At 56.0% G+C, this 21,228-nt stretch carries 16 protein-coding genes; 11 read left to right on the top strand and 5 right to left on the bottom strand.

Annotation, left to right across the window (positions count from 1 at the left end):
- The 7 genes from HZU72_RS12435 (at window position 1) to HZU72_RS12405 (ending at window position 7,511) form a co-directional block, all read left to right on the top strand.
- Window positions 1-1,137: a mandelate racemase/muconate lactonizing enzyme family protein gene (locus HZU72_RS12435; protein ID WP_180092414.1), complete on the top strand. Its 1,137-nt coding sequence runs from the start codon at window positions 1-3 to the stop codon at window positions 1,135-1,137.
- Complete coding sequence (locus HZU72_RS12430; protein WP_180092411.1) at window positions 1,137-2,000, top strand: amidohydrolase family protein; 864 nt, start codon at window positions 1,137-1,139, stop codon at window positions 1,998-2,000. Before HZU72_RS12435 ends, HZU72_RS12430 begins: the two co-directional genes overlap by 1 nt.
- A 46-nt stretch (window positions 2,001-2,046) precedes the next feature.
- Complete coding sequence (locus tag HZU72_RS12425; protein WP_180092408.1) at window positions 2,047-2,847, top strand: NAD-dependent epimerase/dehydratase family protein; 801 nt, start codon at window positions 2,047-2,049, stop codon at window positions 2,845-2,847.
- 65 nt (window positions 2,848-2,912) lie between these two features.
- Window positions 2,913-3,668: a FadR/GntR family transcriptional regulator gene (locus HZU72_RS12420; protein WP_180092405.1), complete on the top strand. Its 756-nt coding sequence runs from the start codon at window positions 2,913-2,915 to the stop codon at window positions 3,666-3,668.
- A 72-nt stretch (window positions 3,669-3,740) separates the two neighbouring features.
- Entirely contained in the window at window positions 3,741-5,315 is a 1,575-nt protein-coding gene (locus tag HZU72_RS12415; protein WP_180092402.1) for an aldehyde dehydrogenase (NADP(+)), read from the top strand.
- 117 nt (window positions 5,316-5,432) lie between these two features.
- On the top strand, window positions 5,433-6,446 hold the full coding sequence (locus tag HZU72_RS12410; RefSeq protein ID WP_180092400.1) for an Ldh family oxidoreductase: 1,014 nt from the start codon (window positions 5,433-5,435) through the stop codon (window positions 6,444-6,446).
- 117 nt (window positions 6,447-6,563) lie between these two features.
- The gene (locus HZU72_RS12405) at window positions 6,564-7,511 is read left to right on the top strand and encodes an AEC family transporter (protein ID WP_180092398.1); all 948 of its coding nucleotides are present in this window, start codon (window positions 6,564-6,566) and stop codon (window positions 7,509-7,511) included.
- A gap of 233 nt (window positions 7,512-7,744) precedes the next feature.
- Here HZU72_RS12405 and HZU72_RS12400 read toward each other — a convergent pair whose 3' ends face one another.
- On the bottom strand, window positions 7,745-9,133 hold the full coding sequence (locus HZU72_RS12400) for an aminotransferase-like domain-containing protein (RefSeq protein WP_180092396.1): 1,389 nt from the start codon (window positions 9,131-9,133) through the stop codon (window positions 7,745-7,747).
- Window positions 9,134-9,270: 137 nt separating this feature from the next.
- Here HZU72_RS12400 and HZU72_RS12395 point away from each other — a divergent pair, with 137 nt between their 5' ends.
- A complete protein-coding gene (locus tag HZU72_RS12395; protein WP_180092394.1) occupies window positions 9,271-10,440 on the top strand; it encodes an MFS transporter in 1,170 nt (389 codons plus the stop codon).
- 14 nt (window positions 10,441-10,454) lie between these two features.
- Here HZU72_RS12395 and HZU72_RS12390 read toward each other — a convergent pair whose 3' ends face one another.
- Window positions 10,455-11,387 (bottom strand): cation diffusion facilitator family transporter, encoded by a 933-nt coding sequence (locus tag HZU72_RS12390; RefSeq protein ID WP_180092392.1) that lies wholly within the window; start codon window positions 11,385-11,387, stop codon window positions 10,455-10,457.
- A 168-nt stretch (window positions 11,388-11,555) separates the two neighbouring features.
- Between HZU72_RS12390 and HZU72_RS12385 the strand changes: the two genes are divergently transcribed.
- Complete coding sequence (locus HZU72_RS12385) at window positions 11,556-12,392, top strand: alpha/beta fold hydrolase (RefSeq protein WP_180092390.1); 837 nt, start codon at window positions 11,556-11,558, stop codon at window positions 12,390-12,392.
- Window positions 12,393-12,471: 79 nt separating this feature from the next.
- On the opposite strand, the gene nirD is transcribed toward HZU72_RS12385, so the two are convergent.
- From nirD to HZU72_RS12370, 3 genes are read right to left on the bottom strand one after another with little or no spacing between them, the layout of a single operon-like run.
- Entirely contained in the window at window positions 12,472-12,909 is a 438-nt protein-coding gene (gene nirD / locus HZU72_RS12380) for a nitrite reductase small subunit NirD (protein WP_180092388.1), read from the bottom strand.
- Window positions 12,910-12,968: 59 nt separating this feature from the next.
- The gene (gene nirB, locus HZU72_RS12375) at window positions 12,969-15,476 is read right to left on the bottom strand and encodes a nitrite reductase large subunit NirB (RefSeq protein WP_180092386.1); all 2,508 of its coding nucleotides are present in this window, start codon (window positions 15,474-15,476) and stop codon (window positions 12,969-12,971) included.
- Entirely contained in the window at window positions 15,477-16,826 is a 1,350-nt protein-coding gene (locus tag HZU72_RS12370; protein WP_180092383.1) for an NAD(P)/FAD-dependent oxidoreductase, read from the bottom strand. It abuts the gene before it with no gap.
- A gap of 760 nt (window positions 16,827-17,586) precedes the next feature.
- Here HZU72_RS12370 and HZU72_RS12365 point away from each other — a divergent pair.
- Window positions 17,587-20,352 carry a nitrate reductase gene (locus HZU72_RS12365; RefSeq protein ID WP_180092380.1) on the top strand — a complete coding sequence of 922 codons (2,766 nt, stop codon included), beginning with the start codon at window positions 17,587-17,589 and terminating at the stop codon, window positions 20,350-20,352.
- Window positions 20,312-21,211 (top strand): uroporphyrinogen-III C-methyltransferase, encoded by a 900-nt coding sequence (cobA, locus tag HZU72_RS12360; protein WP_180092377.1) that lies wholly within the window; start codon window positions 20,312-20,314, stop codon window positions 21,209-21,211. The genes HZU72_RS12365 and cobA overlap by 41 nt, the downstream gene beginning before the upstream one ends.
- Window positions 21,212-21,228: the final 17 nt, after the last annotated feature.

Below are 21,228 nucleotides of genomic sequence, written 5' to 3'. Positions count from 1 at the left end.
ATGAAAGTCGTCGCCGTAAATACCCATATCCTCGATTACCAACTGGAGACGGCGTTTGAGAGTGCCTCCATGCACTTTTCGCGCCGTCAACACTGCCTGGTCGAAATCGTCTGCGATGATGGCACGATTGGCTGGGGCGAGTGCTTAGGGCCAGCTAAGCCCAATGCAGCGATTGTAGAGGTCTACGCTCGGTCACTGATAGGCGAAGATCCGCTGCAAACAGAAAAAGTTTGGCTAACGCTCTATAACCGACTGCGCGACCAAGGCCAGCGTGGCTTAACCGTGACGGCCTTGAGCGGCATTGATATTGCACTGTGGGATATCAAAGGCAAGCACTTTGGTGTGCCGATCTCAACGTTGTTGGGTGGGCGCTTTCGCGAGAGCGTGCGTGCTTACGCAACCGGTTCGTTCGCCCGGGCAGGTGTTGACCGGGTAACCGATATCGCCGCCGAAGTGGCCGGCTATCGCAGTGAAGGCTTTCACGCCGTCAAGATCAAAATCGGCTTCGACGTCGAAGAAGATCTGGAAGTGATCGCCGCCGTGCGTGATGCCATCGGCCCCGATATGCGCATGATGATTGACGCCAATCACGGTTACGACTACCTGGAGGCGATTGAGCTAGGGCATCGCGCCGCGCCGTTTGGTATCGACTGGTTTGAAGAACCTGTGTTGCCCGAGCAAATTTCTACCTACGAAGCCGTTCGGGCTGGTCAGCCGATTCCTGTTGCCAGTGGCGAAAACTGGCATGGTCGCTATGCCATGCAGGAGCCATTGGCACGCCGAGCGGTAGATATTGTGCAACCGGATATTTGTGGTGTGGGTGGTTTTAGCGAAATGCGCCGGGTCGCTGATATGGCGGCTATGCACGGTGTTCGTTTGGTGCCCCATGTGTGGGGTACCGCGGTATGCTTGGCAGCCAGCTTGCAGTTTATGGCTGCGCTGCCGCCCAACCCGCCACGCCGCAAGCCTATCGAGCCCATTATGGAGTTTGACCGCACCGAAAACCCTTTCCGTCAGGCTATTGTTCAAACACCCCTTGAGCATAACCAGGGCGTAATGACGATTCCCAATGGTCCAGGGCTGGGTATTGAAATTAACCGCGATGCGCTATCCACCTACGCCCTTAGGGAGAAGTAATGTTGTCTATCCCCGCGAATACACGCCCGTTAACAGGGGCTCCACCCGTCTTAAAAGCGCCTGCAGGGGCAACTGATTGCCATATGCATCTCTATCTACCCGGCTATGAAGCGCAGCCGGGTGGCCCCAAGATTGCCGAGCTAGCAACGGTCGCCGATTACCATGAGGTGCAGCAGCGACTCTCACTAGAGCGTGTAGTCGTCACACAATCCAACGCTTACCAATTGGATAACCGGGCGATTTTAAAAGGTGTTGCGGAAATTGGACAGGATTGCGCACGGGCGATCGTGACGGTAGCGCCGGATACCTCTGAATCAGAGATTGAAGCAATGCACACCCAAGGCGCTCGTGGCGCCAGGATCATGCAACTACCTGGCGGCGCCGTGGGAATAGGTGGGCTGGCTGCGGTTGAGGAGCGAATACATGCGTTCGGCTGGCACTTGATGGTGCAGTTTAATGGTCGTGAGATAGACGATTACATGGCCACGCTGAAAGCGATTAAAACCGATTACATCATCGACCACATAGGCAAGTTTATGCCGCCTGTGGCCGCTGATGACCCCCGCGTTGATCAAATACTCAGTTTGTTAGATCGTGGTAATGCGTGGATCAAAATTTGCGGTGGTTACGAGACCAGCCTTAGCGGTGGGCCTGAGTATGCTGACATTAGTCCTATTGCCAAGCGATTTATTCAGCATGCTCCTGACCGGGTGATCTGGGGCTCAAATTGGCCGCATGTAGCGGTTCCCCGTGAGCAGTACCCCAACGATGCTGAGCAGCTCGATCTATTACTGCACTGGGCGGATGAAAGTGCTCGTCAAAAAATTCTGGTAGATAACCCTGCCGCGCTATACGGCTTTTAAAACAGCTCTGCATTTAATGACTTATACATAATAGTAAGGAGTGAGTATGTTAAATCGTATTCTCGTGACCGGCGCTGCCGGTGGCCTGGGAAAAAGCTTGCGGCCTCATTTATCTAAACTTGCCAAGCATGTTCGCTTATCTGATTTGGCGCCCTTAGAAGAAGCGGGAGAGGGGGAGGAACTGGTTCAAGCTGATCTTAGCGATATGCAAGCGGTGGCGGATCTAGTGCGCGATTGCGATGGTATTGTTCACTTAGGCGGTATGTCGGTAGAGAGCCCTTGGGAGTCGATTTTGCAGGCAAATATCATGGGGACTTACCACCTCTATGAGGAGGCCCGAAAACAGGGTAAACCGCGGATAGTGTTTGCTAGTTCCAACCACACCATCGGTTTTTATGAGCGCAATCAACTGATAGACAATCAGGTAGTACAAAAGCCTGATTCCCTGTATGGCGTGTCAAAATGTTTTGGTGAAAACCTCGCTAGCCTGTATCACGACAAATTTGGGGTAGAGACCCTGAGCGTTAGAATTGGCTCCTGCTTTGATAAGCCTGCCGATACCCGCATGATGGCCACTTGGCTGAGTCTGGCGGATTTCGTCAGTCTATTGCAGCGTGCTTTTGTAACACCGCGTTTAGGGTATACGGTGATCTATGGCGCGTCGGATAATGCTGAAAAGTGGTGGGACAATTCCCATGCTGGCTTCTTAGGCTGGGTACCTAAAGACAGTTCTGAGCCTTGGCGAGAAGAGACCGAGCAGCTTGATCGTGATATTGATGGCAATGATCTAGCTGTGCGCTATCAGGGCGGTAAATTCACCCAATCAGGCCACCCTGACGACGTTTGATGGCACTTAAAAGAGCAAGGTTGTACGATATAATACAACCAGAACTTTAACGAAGGATAGCTTTCATGGCCAAACCTAGCGCTACGGCATCTGCCCTAAAACCGCTTCAAGTAAGTAAAGTGACGCAGCAGGGAAGCTTGTCCGTGCACGTGGCCGACCAATTGGAAGCGTTGATCACTCAAGGAAAAGTCGCGGTAGGGGAGAAGCTACCTACTGAGAGCAGCCTGTGTGACTCCTTTGGCGTTAGCCGCACAGTTATCCGTGAAGCGATTACCCACCTTAAATCCCTGGGCCTGGTGGAGACCCGGCGAGGCGTAGGCACCTCGGTGCTGCGCTCTTCCACGGTTGAGGCGCGGCCTGCAGAGCGCATTAACCCGACCACCGTGGAAGATATTTTGCACCTGCTTGAACTGCGGCTAACCTTAGAGCCAGCGGCGGCTGAACTGGCTGCCTTACGCCATGATGATGAAGATCGTCAGCGGCTCGAAGCGCAGCACCTTGCTTTTAGCAATGCGTATGCTGCAAAAACCCAAGCCCGTGAAGAGGATTATCTGTTTCACTTTGCGATTGCCACGGCGACCAAAAACCCCTTTTTCCAATCTTTTTACAAGCAGTGGAGTCAGAGCGTTATTCCCCGTGCCAAGCTGCTGAGTATTGATATTAACCCGATCTCCTCTGAGCGCTATTTAGAGCGAGTTCAGGAAGAGCACAGCTATATTCTCGAAGCTATTCTTTCCCGCGATGCGCAAGCTGCTCGCGAAACGATGTTTCAGCACCTTAATCGGGCGCGTAACACCTATGCACAGTATCTTGAAAAGTAGCATCGCAGACAGTAGCAACGTGACAAGTGATATTGCGACCAGTGATACCACTGACCATATGAGGAGCGACGTATGACAATGCGAGGCGAAATGCTGATTGGTCAACAATCAGTGATCGGCACCCAAGCCAACATTCAAGCGGTTAACCCTGCTACCGGTGAAAAGCTAGAACCCATCTATATCGGCGGCAGCCGTGCGCATGTAGAGCAGGCTTGCGAGCTGGCTGAAACGGCATATGCCACCTACCGCGAAACGTCGCCCGAAGAGCGCGCTACGTTTCTTGAAACTATCGCCAGTGAAATAGAAGCCATCGGAAGCGAGTTGATTGAGCGCGCCATGGCCGAAACGGGCCTGCCCCAGGCACGTATCGAGGGTGAGCGGGGTAGAACCTGCGGGCAACTGCGATTGTTCGCTTCAGTAGTGCGTGTAGGTGAATGGCTTGATGTTCGCATTGATCCGGCCATGCCCGAACGCCAGCCGCTGCCACGTGCCGATCTGCGTCAGCGTCATATCGCCCTGGGGCCTGTCGCGGTATTCGGCGCCAGCAACTTTCCGTTGGCGTTCTCAGTCGCGGGGGGCGATACCGCTTCGGCCCTAGCAGCTGGCTGCCCGGTAGTGGTTAAAGGCCACTCAGCGCACCCAGGTACCTCTGAGCTGGTGGGTCAGGCGATCCAAAAAGCCGTAAAAGCCTGTAATTTACCGGAAGGCGTTTTCTCGCTGCTGTTTGGTGCCGGTAACGAAATCGGCCAGGCGCTGGTTGATGATCCGCGCATTCAGGCGGTTGGATTCACCGGCTCGCGCAGCGGTGGTATGGCGCTGATGAAAACGGCGCAAGCACGCCCCCAGCCGATCCCTGTCTACGCCGAGATGAGCAGTATCAACCCTGTTTTCTTGCTACCGGCGGCGCTAAAAACGCGTGGTAAAGAGTTAGGCGAAGCTTTTGTTGGCTCACTCAATATGGGCGCGGGCCAGTTCTGCACCAACCCGGGGCTGGTGATTGCGGTAAAAGGCCCTGAGTTGGATGCCTTCATTGAGGCGGCACGTGGTGCAGTGGAAGCTAGCGGCGCACAAACCATGCTGTCGCCGGGTATCCACCGTGCTTATCAAGAGGGCGTGACCAGCCTAAGCGGCGCAGCCGAGGCACGAGAAATCGCCCGTGGCCAAACCGGCAGCGACTATCAGTGCCAGACAGGCCTGTTTGCTGCATCAGCAAGCGATTTCCTTGCATCAAAAGCGCTGCAAGCGGAAGTGTTCGGCGCCACCTCGCTGGTTGTCGAGTGCGAAGATGCGGCGGATGTAAAACGCGTTGCTGAGCAACTTGAAGGTCAGCTCACCGCCACACTGCATATGGACGACGCCGATTTGGATGCTGCTAAAGCATTGCTGCCCACCCTTGAACGTAAAGCAGGACGTATTCTTGCCAATGGTTGGCCCACTGGTGTCGAGGTTTGCCATGCCATGGTACACGGTGGGCCGTTCCCGGCTACGTCTGATTCGCGCACGACCTCTGTCGGTTCGGCGGCTATTCACCGCTTCTTACGGCCGGTTTGTTACCAGTCCCTGCCTGAAGGCTTGTTGCCCGATGCACTTAAAGAGGGCAACCCGCTGAAGGTATCGCGGTTAGTGGACGGTAAGCGCGAACTTTAAAAGTCAACTGCCACTACTGCAGTTTAAAAGCAGGCATTTATTGCCTGCTTTTTTTAGTGCAATTTTTAAAATGATTGTAAATAAACAAGTAACAACATGAGGGTGTTAGGTGAAGCTATGAGTGATGATATAACCATTTCTCTACAAGAAGCCGAAGCGCTGAGTAACCAAGTGCTCACCCATAACGGCTTTAGCCAGGCCCACGCGGATGCCATTACGCGCAGCGTTATGGCGGCTCAGCGTGATGAGTGCCATTCTCACGGTTTATACCGGTTAATCGGGTGTGTCCAAACCGCATTGAACGGTGGTATTGATACTCAAGCCGAGCCGACTATCACTGATCAAGCAGCAAGTATCGTCAAAGTTAATGCGAATAAGGGATGCTCACTGCTGTCGTTTGAAAGGGGTAAACCCCATCTGATCGAGAAAGCTAAACGCAGTGGGATTGCGGCGCTTGCTATTAATAACAGTTTCCACTTTTCAGCGCTGTGGCCCGAAGTAGAAGCGCTTTCAGCAGAGGGCTTGGTGGCGTTGGCCATGACACCCAGTCACGCCTTTGTGGCCCCGGCGGGTGGTACTTCGCCCCTTTTTGGCACCAACCCCATCGCTTTCTCCTGGCCGCGTCCAGGAAGGACGCCCTATACGTTTGATTTTGCCACCAGCGTGGTCGCCCGTGGCGAGATAGAGCTACATCGGCGAGCGGGTAAATCGATTCCCGAAGGGTGGGCGATTGATAGTGAGGGAAACTCGACGACTGATCCAGTGGCAGCACTCGCTGGCGCTATGCTGCCCTTTGGCAGCTATAAAGGCTCTGCGCTTTCCACCATGGTGGAGCTACTGGCGGGCCCTCTGATTGGCGACCTGCTGGGCCATGAAACTCAGGCAGCGAATGCCGAGAAAACCGGCAAGCCGTTTCATGGCGAGCTGATTATCGCGATGTCGCCTGAGGCTTTTCTAGGTAAGGACGCCGCGAGTCATCTCGAGCATGCTGAAGTTCTTTTCGAGGGTATTCTGGGCCAAGGTGCACGCTTGCCTTCCCAGCGCCGCTTTGAGGCGAGGGAGCGAAGCCGGGTTAATGGCATTACTTTCCCCAAAGCGCTGTATGACGAGCTTAACGCACTTATCACATAATCATAGCGGTACAACAATCCCCATAGCGGTACCAAAACCGTGAGGCACCGTCGTTGAGCGTGTTTTTTAGACTGCTGTTGAGTCGGTCGATGGGATCGTAGGTGAGAGGGAACTAGCATGCTTGAAATATTAGCCATCACCACGCCGATCTTTTTAATTATCGGTATGGGCTTTGTGGCTATGCGCTTGAGGATCGTTAGCCGAGAGCAGATGCAGGGGGTTGGCAGCTTCGTGATGTACTTTGCGCTACCTGCCCTAGTGATTCGTGCCCTGACGCAAAACCCTCTCGAAGAGGTGTTTAATGTAGACTATTTATTGGCCTATGGGTTAGGGTCGGTGATCATCTTCTCACTGGCCTTATGGCTAGCCGTTTTTATCAAGAAAAAATCGCTGCAAAACGGGGCTATGTTTGCCCTGGGGATGTCGGCCTCCAATAGTGCCTTCACTGGCTATCCTGTTGCGGCGATGGTATTGGGGCCGCCAGCAGTCACCTTTATGACCTTAAGTATGATTATTGAGAACCTGCTGATCATACCTGGTGCGTTGATACTGGCGGAGATGGGGCGACAGTCGGGTGGTGGTCTGTCTAGTACGCTTAAGCAAACGGCTAGCCGACTGATAAAAAATCCTGTCTTGATGGCCATTTTCATCGGGGTCATGATCGCTATGTCGGGGATAAGCTTGCCGGGTCCAGTCACCAAGGCGATTGGTATGGTGGCGAACGCAGCGGGGCCCGCAGCGCTGTTTGTCATCGGGGGCGCGATCTACGGCCTTCGCGTGCGCGGCGTGATCATGGATGTCAGTCAAATCGTGGTGGGTAAACTCATTCTCCATCCGCTGGCCATCGTGCTGGCTTTTTTAATCATGCCCACGTCAGATCCACTGCTGCTTGCCGGAGCGATTCTTTTCGCTGCTGCTCCCATGGCGAGTATCTATCCGTTGTTAGGCCAGCGTTACGGCATGGCAGACGTGGCCGCAGGTGCTTTAATGGCCGCTACACTGGCCTCGTTTGTGACGTTTAGTGTGGTGATCGGATTGATGAGCTATTTCGGAGTGTTCTCATAGTTACTCGCTTGATCGTCGCTTTTTGAGCCTTTTGTTAGGGCCTGTTGACGTTTCATCGCGAACCGCTTTGTGGTGCAACCCGAAGGGCTGGGCCCGTTTTTATCCGCGGCGGGGTTAGTCGTCGTTCATTTGGAATCACCAAACGTCTCTCCTCCTGCCTGGCCGCGAATAAAAACGGGTACCAGCGCGGCCGTGAGTGAAACGTCAACAGGCCCTAAGAGAGGGGGGGATATTTAACTCGCTGCTTCAATAAACGCTTTCGCTCTTGGATCTTGTATATAGGCTACATTAAGCCGGAGCCAGGCCGTTGGCTGGTGATCGGCGAAAAACAGATGCCCCGGCGATAGCGTGATTTCCCACCGGTTAGCCAGTTCACTCAGGGTTTCAGGGGCGATGGCAACCGGTGGTTTTGCCCACACAAACATCCCACCAGCCGGTTGGGTATACACCTCCCAGCCGGCATTTTTCAGCATCGTTAGTGCCATTGCCATTTGATTGGCGAGCTTGATGCACAGCCGTTCGGTAAGCTTCCGGTAGCTGCCGTTTTGCAGCAGGGTCGTAACCACTTGCTCGGCAAACCGCGAAGCGGAGATGCTGGTCAACATCTTGATATCCACAAGGCGCTGCACCCAAGCCACGGGGGCGGCGACAAAGCCTACTCGCAGTGAAGAGGAGAGGCTTTTCGAAAAGCTGCCCAGGTAGAACACCCGGCTCAAACCGTCTAGCGCTGCCAAGCGGGTGGTGGGGGTGTGCTGAAAATCCGCGTAGATATCGTCTTCAATAATCTGAAAATCGTGTTGCTCGGCGAGCTGTAACACACGGTGCGCCACCGCTGGGGTGAGCGTGCTGCCCGTGGGGTTGTGAAAAACGCTGTTAATGTAGAACAGCTTTGGGCGGTGCTCGGCCAACAACACCTCCAAGCGCTCGATATCAGGCCCATCGGCTAATCGCGGCACGCCAATTACGCGGATTCGCTGTAAGTGCAGCAGGCCGAACAGATTGTAATAGCCCGGTGATTCCACGAAGACCACATCGCCAGGCTCAAGCAGCATCCGCACCAGTAGATCCAGCGAATGGCTACCGCCACCGGTCATCACGATCTGTTGGGCGTCCGCAGTAATCGCCAGTGGGCGCAGGCGTTCCTGGATTAAACCGCGTAAATCCTGCGGCCCTTGAGGGGTACTGTACTCGAAAATTCCCGAACGGCTTTTACGTGCCACTTGGCGAATGGCGTGAGTTAGGTCATCACCTTCGCGCCAATTGCTGGGCAGCCAGCCGCAGCCCAGCTTGAGCGTGTGCTCATTGGCACTGAAAAGCCCCCATAGCCCGTTGGTGACCTCTTCCAATCCGCTCGTAGCTGCGGGTTGTGATACCAGTGCTGCCGCGCTATCCGCCACATAAAAACCTGAACCGGGGCGTGAACGCACTAAGCCAGAAGCGACAAGCCGTTCGTAGGCTTCAATCACCGCATTACGGCTGATGTGGTGGGTGGCGGCTAAGCGACGAATAGAGGGTAAACGACGGCCTCCGCCTGCACCGTGAGTTGCAATCCAAGCGCGAATACCCGCTTCGAGCTGCTGGGCGATGGGCGTTGTGGCGTGCCGATTAACCTCTAGTTTCATAACGTGCCCTATGGCTTTCAACTGTTCACTAAAAAGGCGGAACAGTGTCTGGAAAGTGGAGGTTAAGTGTACCTTACCGCTGTGCAGTAAGCGTGGGAGGGTAGCGGTTCAATGACTTACTTATTTAGGACTTAGCCATGAGCCGCACTGTCAATCGCGCTAACAATAAAAGGAGCGCAGCCTGCCTGGCGTTTGCGCTATGTACGATTACCACGGCGGTTAATTTACAGGCTCCACTTTACGATGCGCTGGCGGCGCGGGATAGCTTGGGCGTTGGCGCCACCAGCATCGCTTTTGCCTGCTATGTGGTGGGCATTATACCGGTGTTGCTGGGGTTAAATGGCTTGGCCGATCGGGTAGGGCGCAAGCCATTAATTATGAGTGCTCTGCTGTTATGTCTCTTGGCGACCGGGATCACCCTGATAGCGCCCGGTTTGCTGGCGCTGGGTGTTGCACGCTTTCTGCTGGGCATTAGTACGGGGTTAACGTCTGCAGTGGCTCCCGCTTATATGCAAATGCTGTTGGGGGGTGAGGATAACCGTGTGGCGACTAACTACGTAACGGCCAGTACCGCGCTCGGGTTCGGGCTAGGGGCCGCGGTGACTAGCCTGTTTGTTTTCCACACCCCAAGCGTATCGCCACCTAGCCTGTGGATTTATTTGGCTACCGCTTCGTTGGCGCTGGTGGTGGTCACCACGCTTAAGGATCGTGCACCGAGCGCCACTAAAAGTCCTATGCTACGTTTGCCCAGCTATCCCCAAGGGGCTATCTCCTATGGGTTGGCGATTTTGTTGGCCTGGGCGTTGGTGGGGCTAGTGATTGCGATTCTGCCTTCGGCATTAAGCCAACACGGTTTATCCGCCTGGAGTGGCTTTGCCACCTTCGGTATCTGCAGCTGCGGTGTGCTGTTTCAGCCCTGGGCGAGAAGGCTTGCGCCGCGCAGCGCTACCCGACTGGGGCTGGTGATTTTGCCGATTGCCTATGGGTTGATCGCCTGGGGAGCGGTTCATGGTTATCTTGCGGCGGTGCTGCTGGGCACGGTAGCAGCCAGTAGCGCTTGCTATGGGTTTATCTACCTGGGGGGATTAAGCGGCGTGTTGGCGATTGCGGACGGCTCGGCTAGTCAACAAGCCACCCAAGCCAGCGCGGGCTATTTCCTGATGGCCTATCTGGGCTTCAGTATCCCGGTGATCACTACTGGGGTACTCATTGATGCTGTAGGGCATACCTTGGCGTTAACGCTATTTGGCCTTGCGCTACTGGTGGGCGTGATCGCCACGCTAGTTCTATTGCGCAAGGCTCGGTAACTTGGACAACTGATCTATGGTTGCTTCTCTACCAATAGACCACAAGAGGGCGCTGCCCAGCGGGTGTTGGCAGTAAACACCACGTCACACACCACGGGAGAGTAGTAGCGGCGCACCTCGTCATCGACACGTGCCCTGAGTAAATCCTGGGTGGAGACCGCAACATCGGATGCGTCGGGCAGTACCACATGCACTATCACATATAGCAGGCGCCCAGGGCGAACCATGCGCACCCGCACCTCTTGGGTGTCGGTATCCGCCAGGGCACTCGCCACGGCTTGGCGAACGGGCACCGCGATAGCCTCTTCCGGGGTTCTGTTGAGCAGCTCCTTCAAGGCTTGGGAGGCCATCCGCACCGGCACGCCTAAACACAGCAACACCACCGCAATGACCAACACCGAATCCACGTAAGGCAGAATAGTCTGCCAGCCTAGGCGCTCAAACAGCATCACCAGGCAGAAGGCGACGAGTACAGCGGCAGAGATAACGCTGTTGACTAGCCAGTTGAGTTTGTCTGCCGCCACCAGTGGACTGCTTACGTGGCGCTGGCTGCGGTGCATCACCCAAGCGGTGAGTGAACAAGCCGCGGTGGCGAATAGCGCGTACAGCACCGCCAAGCCTGCCGCGATCTCACGGCCGCCGGTGAGTAGGGCGGCAATGGCATCGACCAAAGCAAAAATAGACACGCCTAAAATAAGCAGCCCTTTGCACAGATTTACTAGCGACTCAAAGTAGCTATAGCCGAACGGGTAGGACTCGCTATCTGGGCGGCTGGCTAATTTGCTCACCTTGATCGTTACCAGGGCAACGCTGAAATAGATCAGATTGAACAGCCCATCCAGCAGGATCGCTTGGGAGTTGGAGGCGAGTGTGGCCACGATGCCTGCACAACCAATTAACAGCGCCATAATAGCGGAGAACGCTAAAGTGCTCGATTCTGTCTTCACGAAGGTTTCTTCCAGTGTACATAGTCAAAATAGCCAATAAGCATAGCAACTTTGTTAGCAAATTATCGAATGCCAACGTATTACGCACTTTTGGAAAGCATCGTAAGTTCTACTAACCTAATGGAGCGTTTGTTTGATTCACGTTAAGCCAAACAGGAGGGTGAGACGATGCCAATGCTGAGCGTAGGAACGGAACAGGGCACGCCGGTTGAGCTTTATTACGAAGTGCGCGGGGCGGGCAAGCCCGTGGTGCTGATTCACGGTTGGCCGCTGAGTGGCCGCTCGTGGGAAAAGCAGGTGCCTGCGTTAGTCGATGCGGGTTATAAGGTGATTACCTATGACCGCCGGGGTTTTGGCGGGTCAACCCAGGCCGATGGCGGCTACGACTACGACACCCTAGCGTCAGACCTCAAGAAACTGATTGAAGCGCTGGATTTGCACGATGCCACCCTGGTGGGCTTTTCCATGGGCGGCGGTGAAGTGGCGCGCTACCTCTCCAGCTACGGCACCAGTCGTGTTCACAAAGCCGTTTTTGCCGCGGCGGTGCCCCCTTACCTGTATAAAGCCGATGATAACCCTGAAGGCGGTCTTGATGATGCCACCATCAATCAGTTCCTTGAGGACGTAAAAGACGACCGCCTTGCCTTCCTGGAAGAGTTTACCAAGAGCTTCTTTACGGCAGGTGAACGCAGCGACTTAGTCAGCGAGCCGAACCGCCAGTATCATCGCGATATTGCCGCCTTTGCGTCACCCCAAGCGACCTACGACTGCATCAAGGCGTTTAGCTATACCGATTTCCGCAAAGATCTACCCAGCATCGATATCCCCACGCTAGTCCTCCACGGTGATGCAGATGGTATCGTGCCCTATGAAGTCAGCGGTAAGCGGGCTCAGGAGCTACTGCCCAATGCGCAAACGCAAGTGATCAAGGGCGGGCCTCATGGTCTCAATGCTACCCATCCTGATGAGTTTAATCAGGCGTTGATTAGCTTTTTAGATGAATAACGTTTGAGTGTGACTGACTGCTAACAACAACGCCGCCCTCATGGCGGCGTTGTCGATTTTTTAAGGCTAATTAATGTGGTTACCCTTCAACCCATACTTCATCACCTTTAAATTTAACCTTCCAGGTACGTAGCTTAACGTCCTCATCCTCTAAACACTGGCCGTCTTCAAGACGGAAGTGCTGCTTATAGATAGGCGAGGCGACGACCGCCGCGCCTTTAAGGTCGCCAACGATGCCTCGGGCGATCACGTTGGCGTTTGAGAAGGGGTCATGGTGGTCGAGGGCGAAAAGCTCATCGCCCTTACCTTGTCCCAGTCCTGGCAAATAGAAAATAGCGACCTGGGCGGGCCCATCGGCGGTTTCCAGCCAAGCTGCGACGCCTGAGAACGCGACTAGATCAGCTTTGGTACAGACTTTTTGCCACGCCGTGTTGTTTTCAGAAGCGTGGTTTTCAAAAGCCTCACTGTTTTGAATATCCGCCATATCCATCTCTTTTTTCAGTGCCGTTCCGGTCATGGGTTGCCTCGTTTTTATTCAGTGTCGGTGTCGTTGTCAGTGTCAGGGCCCAGCGTTGCTTAAGCGGGGCGTAGCTGGCCGCGCTCGGAGGTCATGATAATTGACGGATCCGGGCGGTCGTCGTTGACGAAGCTGCGGAAGCGCTTGAGTTTCTCTGGGTCGCTGATCGCGTCGGCCCATTCGCATTGGTAAGTATCCACCACGGTTTGCATCTGGCGCTCTAGCTCGTCGTTGATGCCTAAGCTGTCTTCCAGAATTACCTCTTTGAGGTATTCCAGGCCGCCGTCGAGGTTTTCGCGCCACACCGCGGTGCGTTGCAAACGGTCGGCAGTGCGCACGTAGAACATCAAAAAGCGGTCAATGGTGCGGTAGAGCTGCTCGTCGTCCAGATCGGTGGCGAACAGTTCGGCGTGGCGGGGACGCATGCCGCCGTTACCGCACACGTAGAGGTTCCAGCCGTTTTCGGTAGCGATAATGCCGATGTCTTTGCTCTGGGCTTCGGCGCACTCGCGGGTGCAGCCGGAAACGCCGAACTTGATCTTGTGCGGTGAGCGCAGGCCCTTGTAGCGGTTCTCTAACTGAATCGCCATGCCAACGCTGTCCTGCACGCCGTAGCGGCACCAGGTGCTGCCTACGCAGGATTTCACCGTGCGCAGCGATTTACCGTAGGCGTGGCCGGTCTCGAAACCTGCAGCAATCAGCTCGCCCCAGATATCCGGCAGGTCTTCCAGGCGGGCGCCGAACAGGTCGATACGCTGGCCGCCGGTGACCTTGGAGTAGAGGCTGTATTTTTTTGCCACTTCACCCAGCACGATGAGTTTGTCGGGGGTAATCTCGCCACCGGCAACACGCGGCACTACTGAGTAGGTGCCGTTTTTCTGCATGTTGGCCATAAAGGTATCGTTGGTATCCTGCAGGGGAATATGCGCTGCGTCGGTGATCGGCTCATTGAAGCAGGAGGCCAGAATGGACGCCACGGCGGGTTTGCAGATATCACAGCCCAGGCGGTGGGTGTCGGCGTTGCCGTGTTTTTCAATTAAGTCAGTGAAGGTTTTAATACCTTCAACGCGCACAATATCGTAAAGCTCTTGGCGGGTATGGGCGAAGTGCTCGCAAATCGATTTATCGACTTCGACGCCGCGGGCTTCCAGCTCATGATCAACCACGCTTTTGAGCAGCGCTGTGCAGCCGCCGCAACCGGTGCTGGCTTTGGTAGCCGCTTTGACACCGCCTAGATCTACTGCGCCAGCATCAATGGTGGCGCAAATATCGCCCTTGGTGACGTTGTGGCAAGAGCAGATGGAGGCGGTTTCCGGCAGCGCACCGGGGCCGAGGGTGGGCGCGGCGCCGCTGCTTTGGGGCAAAATCAATGAGGCGGGCTCGTCGGGCAACTCAATGCCGTTGGAGTAGTACTGCAGCAGCGTGTCGTAAACGCTGTTATTGCCCACCAGCATGGCGCCGAGCAGTTTTTTACCGTCGCTGGAGACCACCAGCTTGCGGTACTCTTGCTTGATGGGATCTAGGTAGCGGAACATGCGTGCGCTGGGGTTTTGGTTGCCGTGGGCATCACCAATCGAGCCCACATCCACGCCCAGCAGCTTGAGCTTGGTGCTCATATCCGCGCCGCCAAACTGGGTGTCGCCTTCGGTTAGCGTCGAAAATGCTGCTTTGGCCATTTGGTAGCCGGGGGCGACCAGGCCAAAAATGCTCTGGTTCCATAGCGCGACTTCGCCAATTGCGAGAATGGCCGGGTCGCTGGTGAGGCACTGGTTATCCACCACCACGCCGCCGCGTTCACCAATCTCCAGGCCGCAATCACGGGCCAACTGGTCGCGGGGGCGGATGCCTGCTGAGAACACAATCAGGTCGGTTTCCAGCACTTTGTCGTCTTGGAAGACCATGCGGTGGCGGCTTGCCTCGCCATCTTCAATACGCTGTGTGGCCCGTTCAAGAAGCACCTGTACGCCCAGCGCTTCGATTTTTTCCCGCAGTAGCTCGCCGCCTTCGTTATCCACCTGCATCGGCATTAGGCGTGAGGCGAACTCCACCACGGCAGTATCCAGGTTTAATCCGCGCAGGGCATTCGCTGCTTCCAAACCAAGCAGACCGCCACCCACCACCACGCCGGTGGTAGCGTTTTCGGCGGCCGCCTGGATGGCGTCTAAATCGTCCAGGGTGCGGTAAACCAAGCAACCATCGCGGTCGTTACCGGGAATCGGCGGCACGAAGGGGAACGAGCCGGTAGCCAGCACCAGGCGGTCGTAAGGGTAACGGCCTTGTTCGGTGACCACCTCTTGTGAGTTGCGGTCGATCTCAATGACGGCTTCGCTTGTGCGCAGTTCAACGCCGCTGGTGGCGTAGTAACCCGCTTCGCAAAGCGCTAGCGAATCGGCATCGCGGCCGCTGAAGTATTCAGAGAGATGCACCCGGTCGTAGGCGCGGTGGCGCTCTTCGCCAAACACGGTGACCTGATAGCGCTCAAGGGCGCCGTTATCGACTAACTGTTCGACCAGGTGGTGGCCGACCATGCCGTTACCAATAATAATAAGCTGCTGTTGGGTAGACATTTAAGCCGCCTCCGACGTTGTAGAAGAAGAGTGTTTTGAAGAGAGTTCAGAATAATCAGGGCTGTGTTGAGATGCTTCGCGTAGCACCTCGACATCAGCACCACCAAACAACAAGGCTTGGCGGTAAGCGTTGAGATCGGTGCCCGCGAGCGCCTGCTCGAAGTACCAGGGGCCTTGGCTGGTGTCGCCGTAAAGCACCGCGCCTTCAATCTGGCCGTCGCGCAACAGCAGGCGGCGGTAGTCGCCGCGCTCAAGGTCGTGGTAATTCAGCACTTCATGCTCGGCGCTGGCCTCGGTGGGGCCAAAAGCGTAGAGCGCTACACCACTGATTTTGAGTTTGGTGGCGCTGGGGGCATCCGCGTAGCCTTGGGTATGCGTGCCGCACAGCGTCGCGGCGAGCACTTCTACCTGACGCCAGATCGGCTCCACCAGGCCGTAGGTGGTGCCATCGAACTGGCAGCACTCGCCCAGTGCTGAGATCGCCGGGTCGCTGGTGGTGAGCCATTCGTCCACCACAATAGCTCGATCCGTGTGCAGACCTGCCTGGCGGCCAAGTTCCGCATTAGGGGTAATGCCCGCGGCAACGATCACACTGGAGGCGTTCAACTGGCGGCCATCGGCAAGATGCACCTTAGCTACCCGGCCCAGGGCGTCACTCTCTAGCCTCGCTAACTGCGCGCCGGTTATGATCTGTAGACCGCGTTGAGTGAGGGTGTCTTTAAGCAGGTGGGCGGCGGTGGTATCCAACTGACGGTTCATCAACCGCTCGCTGCGCTGGAGCACGCTTACGTTGATGTCGCTACCGCGTTTACGTAACCCCTCAGCCGCTTCAAGACCCAGCAGGCCGCCACCAATCACGACAGCGTCACCGCCCTTTTGAGCAATGGCTTCTAGTGATTCGGCATCTTGCAGGTCGCGAAAGCCATGTACGCCCTCAAGCTCAATCCCTGGAACATTGGGCAGCGCTGGGCGCGAGCCGGCGGCGATGACCAAATGATCGTAATCAAGTGATCGGCCGCTATCGGTGGTCAATGTTTGGCGTGAGCGATCAAGCGTCTCGACCTTTTCACCCAGTATCAGCGTAACGCCCTGTTCGGCGTACCACTGGGTATCGCGCAGGGTAAGCGCCTCCTGCTGCATCTCACCGGCCAGCAGTGGCGAAAGCAGAATACGGTTGTAGGCAGGGGTTGGCTCTGCGCCAATCACCGTGATGCGCTTGGGGCGTGTGGGCTGTTTTACCAACGCCTCAATTAGGCGGTGGCATGCCATGCCATTGCCAATGATCACCAGATGGTCGTTGAGCTGGTTATTGAGATCGTCGTTGGGTGAGCACCGGGAAGTGGTTTCCATGGGTGGCTCCTCTGTGTCTTTGCGGCTGCTTGAGCATCAAACAAAAAAAACGCCCCTGTCTCGCACCTCTTTTGCAACAAATCGCAAAAGCGTGCGTAACAGGGGCGTCGTTGCCCGATAGCGTCGTTTTAAAAACGCGACAACCGCCATTGGTTGCCAACTGATTAAAAACCTTACTCCGTAATAAGCAAGGAGCTAGCCAACTGGCCGTATAGCATATTTTTTCAAATAACTTCAGCTGCTTATGTGTAGGTGATAGATGAGCTGTGGCCAGGCTCTTCGGATAGACTGCACGGTGATGGTGCGAAACGGGAGGTGCTCTGCACTCTCAAACACCATTTAGCGTGTACACAGTGCGAAAAAGAGCGTTGCGTGATGATTTTTTATTTTTTAAATATTTGTTTTTAAATGGTTAAATTTAAATTTCGTGGTTGTCGGCTTGGCTCTTGCAGCTACCAGGGCAATAAGTAAGTTAACAAGGGATAAGCGCTCATTGTTTGGCGATGGCAGCGAATAATTCCAAAGCCGTTAGAAAAATAAGTAACCGTTAGAAAATGTGTAGCTGTTAGAAAGTCTTCATTTGTTTGAAGAGAATACTGTAAAGAGTAATGCACCGATGAAGGTGCGCTGTGGCAACGACGTCCAGCCCTCTTCTCTTAATGCGTTTATATAGCGCATTAGAGAATGGGACTGGGCGTTTTTTTATGCCCGCCATTTATATACATATATACGGCGTTCAGGTTCGACCCGAGGAGGTGTTATGCGCGGGGCAAAAGCAGGGCAGCAGTCCAAAACGACGCAGCAAGCCAAAACCACATGCCCCTACTGCGGCGTTGGCTGTGGCGTGACAGCAACCGTTGAAGCGGGCACGCTGAGCGCTGTAGAGGGCGACCGCGAGCATCCGGCGAACTTCGGGCGGCTGTGTGTCAAAGGGTCTGCGCTACATGAAACCTTGGGACAACAGGGGCGGCTGACTCATCCTCGCGTTGATGGTGTTGAGGCCTCCTGGGACACCGCCCTAAGCACCACTGCCGAACGCTTAAACACCCTGCGGGCCGAGCATGGCAACCACAGTGTGGCAGCGTACCTCTCCGGTCAGCTGCTGACGGAAGACTATTACGTGGCCAATAAGCTGTTTAAAGGCTTTTTAGGCACGCCCCATTTAGATACTAACTCGAGGCTGTGTATGGCCTCGGCGGTGGTTGGTTACAAGCGCGCCTTCGGTGCCGATGCGGTGCCATGTAACTACGAGGATTTGGAAGAGGCGGAACTGATCGTGTTGGTGGGATCCAACTTGGCTTGGAATCACCCGGTACTTTACCAGCGCATCAAAGTGGCCAAAGAGCGCAATCCATTGATGCGTTTGGTGGTGATCGACCCCCGCGTGACAGACAGCTGTGAAATCGCTGACCTCTACCTGGGGATTAAGCCAGGCAGCGATGCTTACCTGTTTAACGGACTATTGGCGTGGATGGCAAAGCGCCGCAAGCTCGATACCCTCTACCTTGAACGCCACACCGAAGGGTTTGACGATGCCCTGGCGGCGGCCCAGCAAACCGCAGGTTCGGTGGCGGAGGTAGCGGCGGCCTGTGATGTCGACCCCGAACGACTGGAAACTTTCTACTACTGGTTTGCCAGCCAGCTGCATGTGGTCACCCTCTACTCACAAGGCGTTAATCAATCCGCCAGCGGAACCGATAAGTGCAACGCCATTATTAACTGCCACTTGGCTGGCGGCAAAATCGGTTTGCCGGGGGCTGGGCCGTTCTCGATTACCGGCCAACCCAACGCCATGGGGGGCCGTGAAGTGGGCGGGTTGGCCAACCAGTTAGCCGCGCATATGGATTACCACACCCCAGGCGCCCTGGATTTGGTCAGCCGTTTCTGGGCCACCGACAGCTTGACGCCTATCCTGCCGGAAGGGCCGGGTTATAAAGCAGTGGAGCTGTTTGAGGCCATTGAGCGTGGCGAAATAAAAGCGCTCTGGGTGATGGCCACCAATCCCGCCATCAGCCTGCCCGATGCTGCGCGGGTGCGTGCTGCGTTGGAAAAATGCCCGCTGGTGATTGTTTCCGAGTGCGCTGCCCATACCGATCTACTGCCTTATGCCGATATCGTGCTGCCTGCCTCGGGGTGGTCGGAAAAAGATGGCACCGTGACTAATTCCGAGCGGCGCATTTCTCGCCAGCGGGGCATGCTGCCGCCCCCAGGTGAAGCCCACCACGACTGGTGGATAATGTGTGAGGTGGCGAAACGGTTGGGGTTTGCCGAGGCGTTTAACTATACGCACCCCTGGGAGATTTTCGACGAGCACGCTCGTCTCTCAGGGTTTGAAAACGGTTTTGATAACAGCTCGTTGCCCGGCAGCCCGCAGCGGTTGTTTGATATATCGGGTTTGATGGGCCTGGGCCGGGATGGCTACGACGCCTTAGCCCCCATTCAATGGCCGGTCACAAAGGCCGCACCCCATGGCACTGCTCGGCTGTTTGAGGATGGCGAGTTTGCCACCGCCAATGGTCGCGCCAAGCTGCTGGCGATCAAGCCCCAAGGGCCTGAGCAGGCGCTGAGTGCCGCCTACCCACTGCGTCTGAACACCGGCCGGATTCGTGATCAGTGGCACACCATGACCCGCACCGCTCGCTCACCGCGGTTAATGAATCACCGCGCCGAACCCTTTATGGATGTGCATCCGGACGACGCCCACAACGCCGGTTTAATCGATCAGGGATTGGCAGTGTTAACCGCCGCGAAAGGCGAATTTCGCGCTCGGGTGCGGGTCTCCAATGCCCAGCGCCGCGGTGAGGTCTTCGTACCCATCCACTGGACTGACTGCTTCACCCAGCAGGCCAGAAGCAGTGCGCTAATTGACAGCATTACTGATCCGCTCTCTGGGCAGCCGGAATCGAAGCACGGCGCCGTGGCGCTGGCGCCTCTGGCTACTGATTGGCAGGCCACCCTATTAGTCGCCGATGGGGCAACGGAATTAACCCCTTGGTGCACCAGCGCCTACTGGACACGTATTCCCATGCGCGGCTGCCAACGCTGGCAGTTGGCCAATACGCAATCAGTTAATGACTGGTTGGCGCAGTTGAAAATGTGGTTGCCCGGCGATGTATCGGTCGTCAGCCAAGACCCGACTAACGGACGGCTGCGCGCCGCCTGCGTGGAAAACGGTCAGTTGCGCTGGTGGCTGATGGTCGGCCCGCCCAACGAGTTGCCAGGGTTAGCGTGGCTGGAAGCGCGTTTTAACGAGGCGACGCTGAGCGATACCCACCGCCGCCGCCTATTGGCGGGCTGCGATGACGGCGCCGCGGATACCGGCCCGGTGGTATGTAGTTGCCACCAAGTGGGCCAAACCACCATCGTCAACGCTATCCGAGAGGGCGACACCAGCGTAGAAGCGTTGGGCGCCAGGCTCGCCTGCGGCACCCAGTGCGGTAGCTGTATTCCAGAATTGAAATCACTTATTGAAGAGGAGCGGCCCAATGCCCGCACTAAGCAATCCCTTGCTACTGAAGTGGTTTAACGCCTTTATGCGGTTGTCGCACCGCGCGCTAACGCCGTTGGTTCAGCATGCTCCAGACATACGTTTGCCATTGCGTGGAGAGTGTCGCGCCGGGCAGGTTTACTTGGTCGGCGCAGGCAGTGGCGATGCAGAGCTGCTAACCCTCAAGGCTGCACGCTTACTTATGCAGGCAGACGCCGTGGTGTATGACCGCTTGGTAGGTGATGACGTGCTGGCGCTGATTCCTAGCGGCAGCGAGCGCTACTACGTGGGCAAAGCCCGCGGCCACCACAGCGTACCCCAAGCGGAGATCGGCGAGCTGATGGCAAAACTTGCCCGGGAAGGTAAATCGGTGGTGCGCTTGAAAGGTGGCGACCCGGCGGTATTTGCGCGGATGGGCGAAGAGCTGGATGCCCTGGCCACTGCCGAGATCCCCGCTGCCATTGTGCCAGGGATTACCGCGGCCTCTGCCGCCGCTGCCTGCATGGGCATTCCGCTCACCGATCGCGGCCATGCGCAGCAACTGCGCTTTGTGACTGCCCAGCTCTGCCGCGAAGACGGTACACCGGATTGGGCATCGCTGGCACGCAAGGATGAAACACTGGTGTTTTATATGGGCCTTTCAAAAGTGAGTGCAATTTGCCACGGCCTGCGTCAGGCAGGCCTACCGGATGAGTGGCCGATCATGCTGGTGGCTAACGCCAGCCAGAGTGAGCAGCAGTCGCTGGTGGGCTCGCTGGCGGATATGCCCGAAAAACTCTCTGCCACACCCTTGCCATCCCCCTGCTTGATTGTGGTGGGCAGTGTGGTGCAAAGAGTCGCCACGTCGCCCGCTGCCCTAGCCACCAATTTTTGCTCTGTACAGCAAACCACGCCTTAACGGCAGGGTTTGCTGTG

This window comes from Vreelandella sedimenti (assembly GCF_013416325.1).
Lineage (GTDB): Bacteria > Pseudomonadota > Gammaproteobacteria > Pseudomonadales > Halomonadaceae > Vreelandella > Vreelandella sedimenti.
The sequence above is the reverse complement of the archived record's forward strand: the minus strand, read 5'-3'. Positions and strand labels throughout refer to the sequence as shown.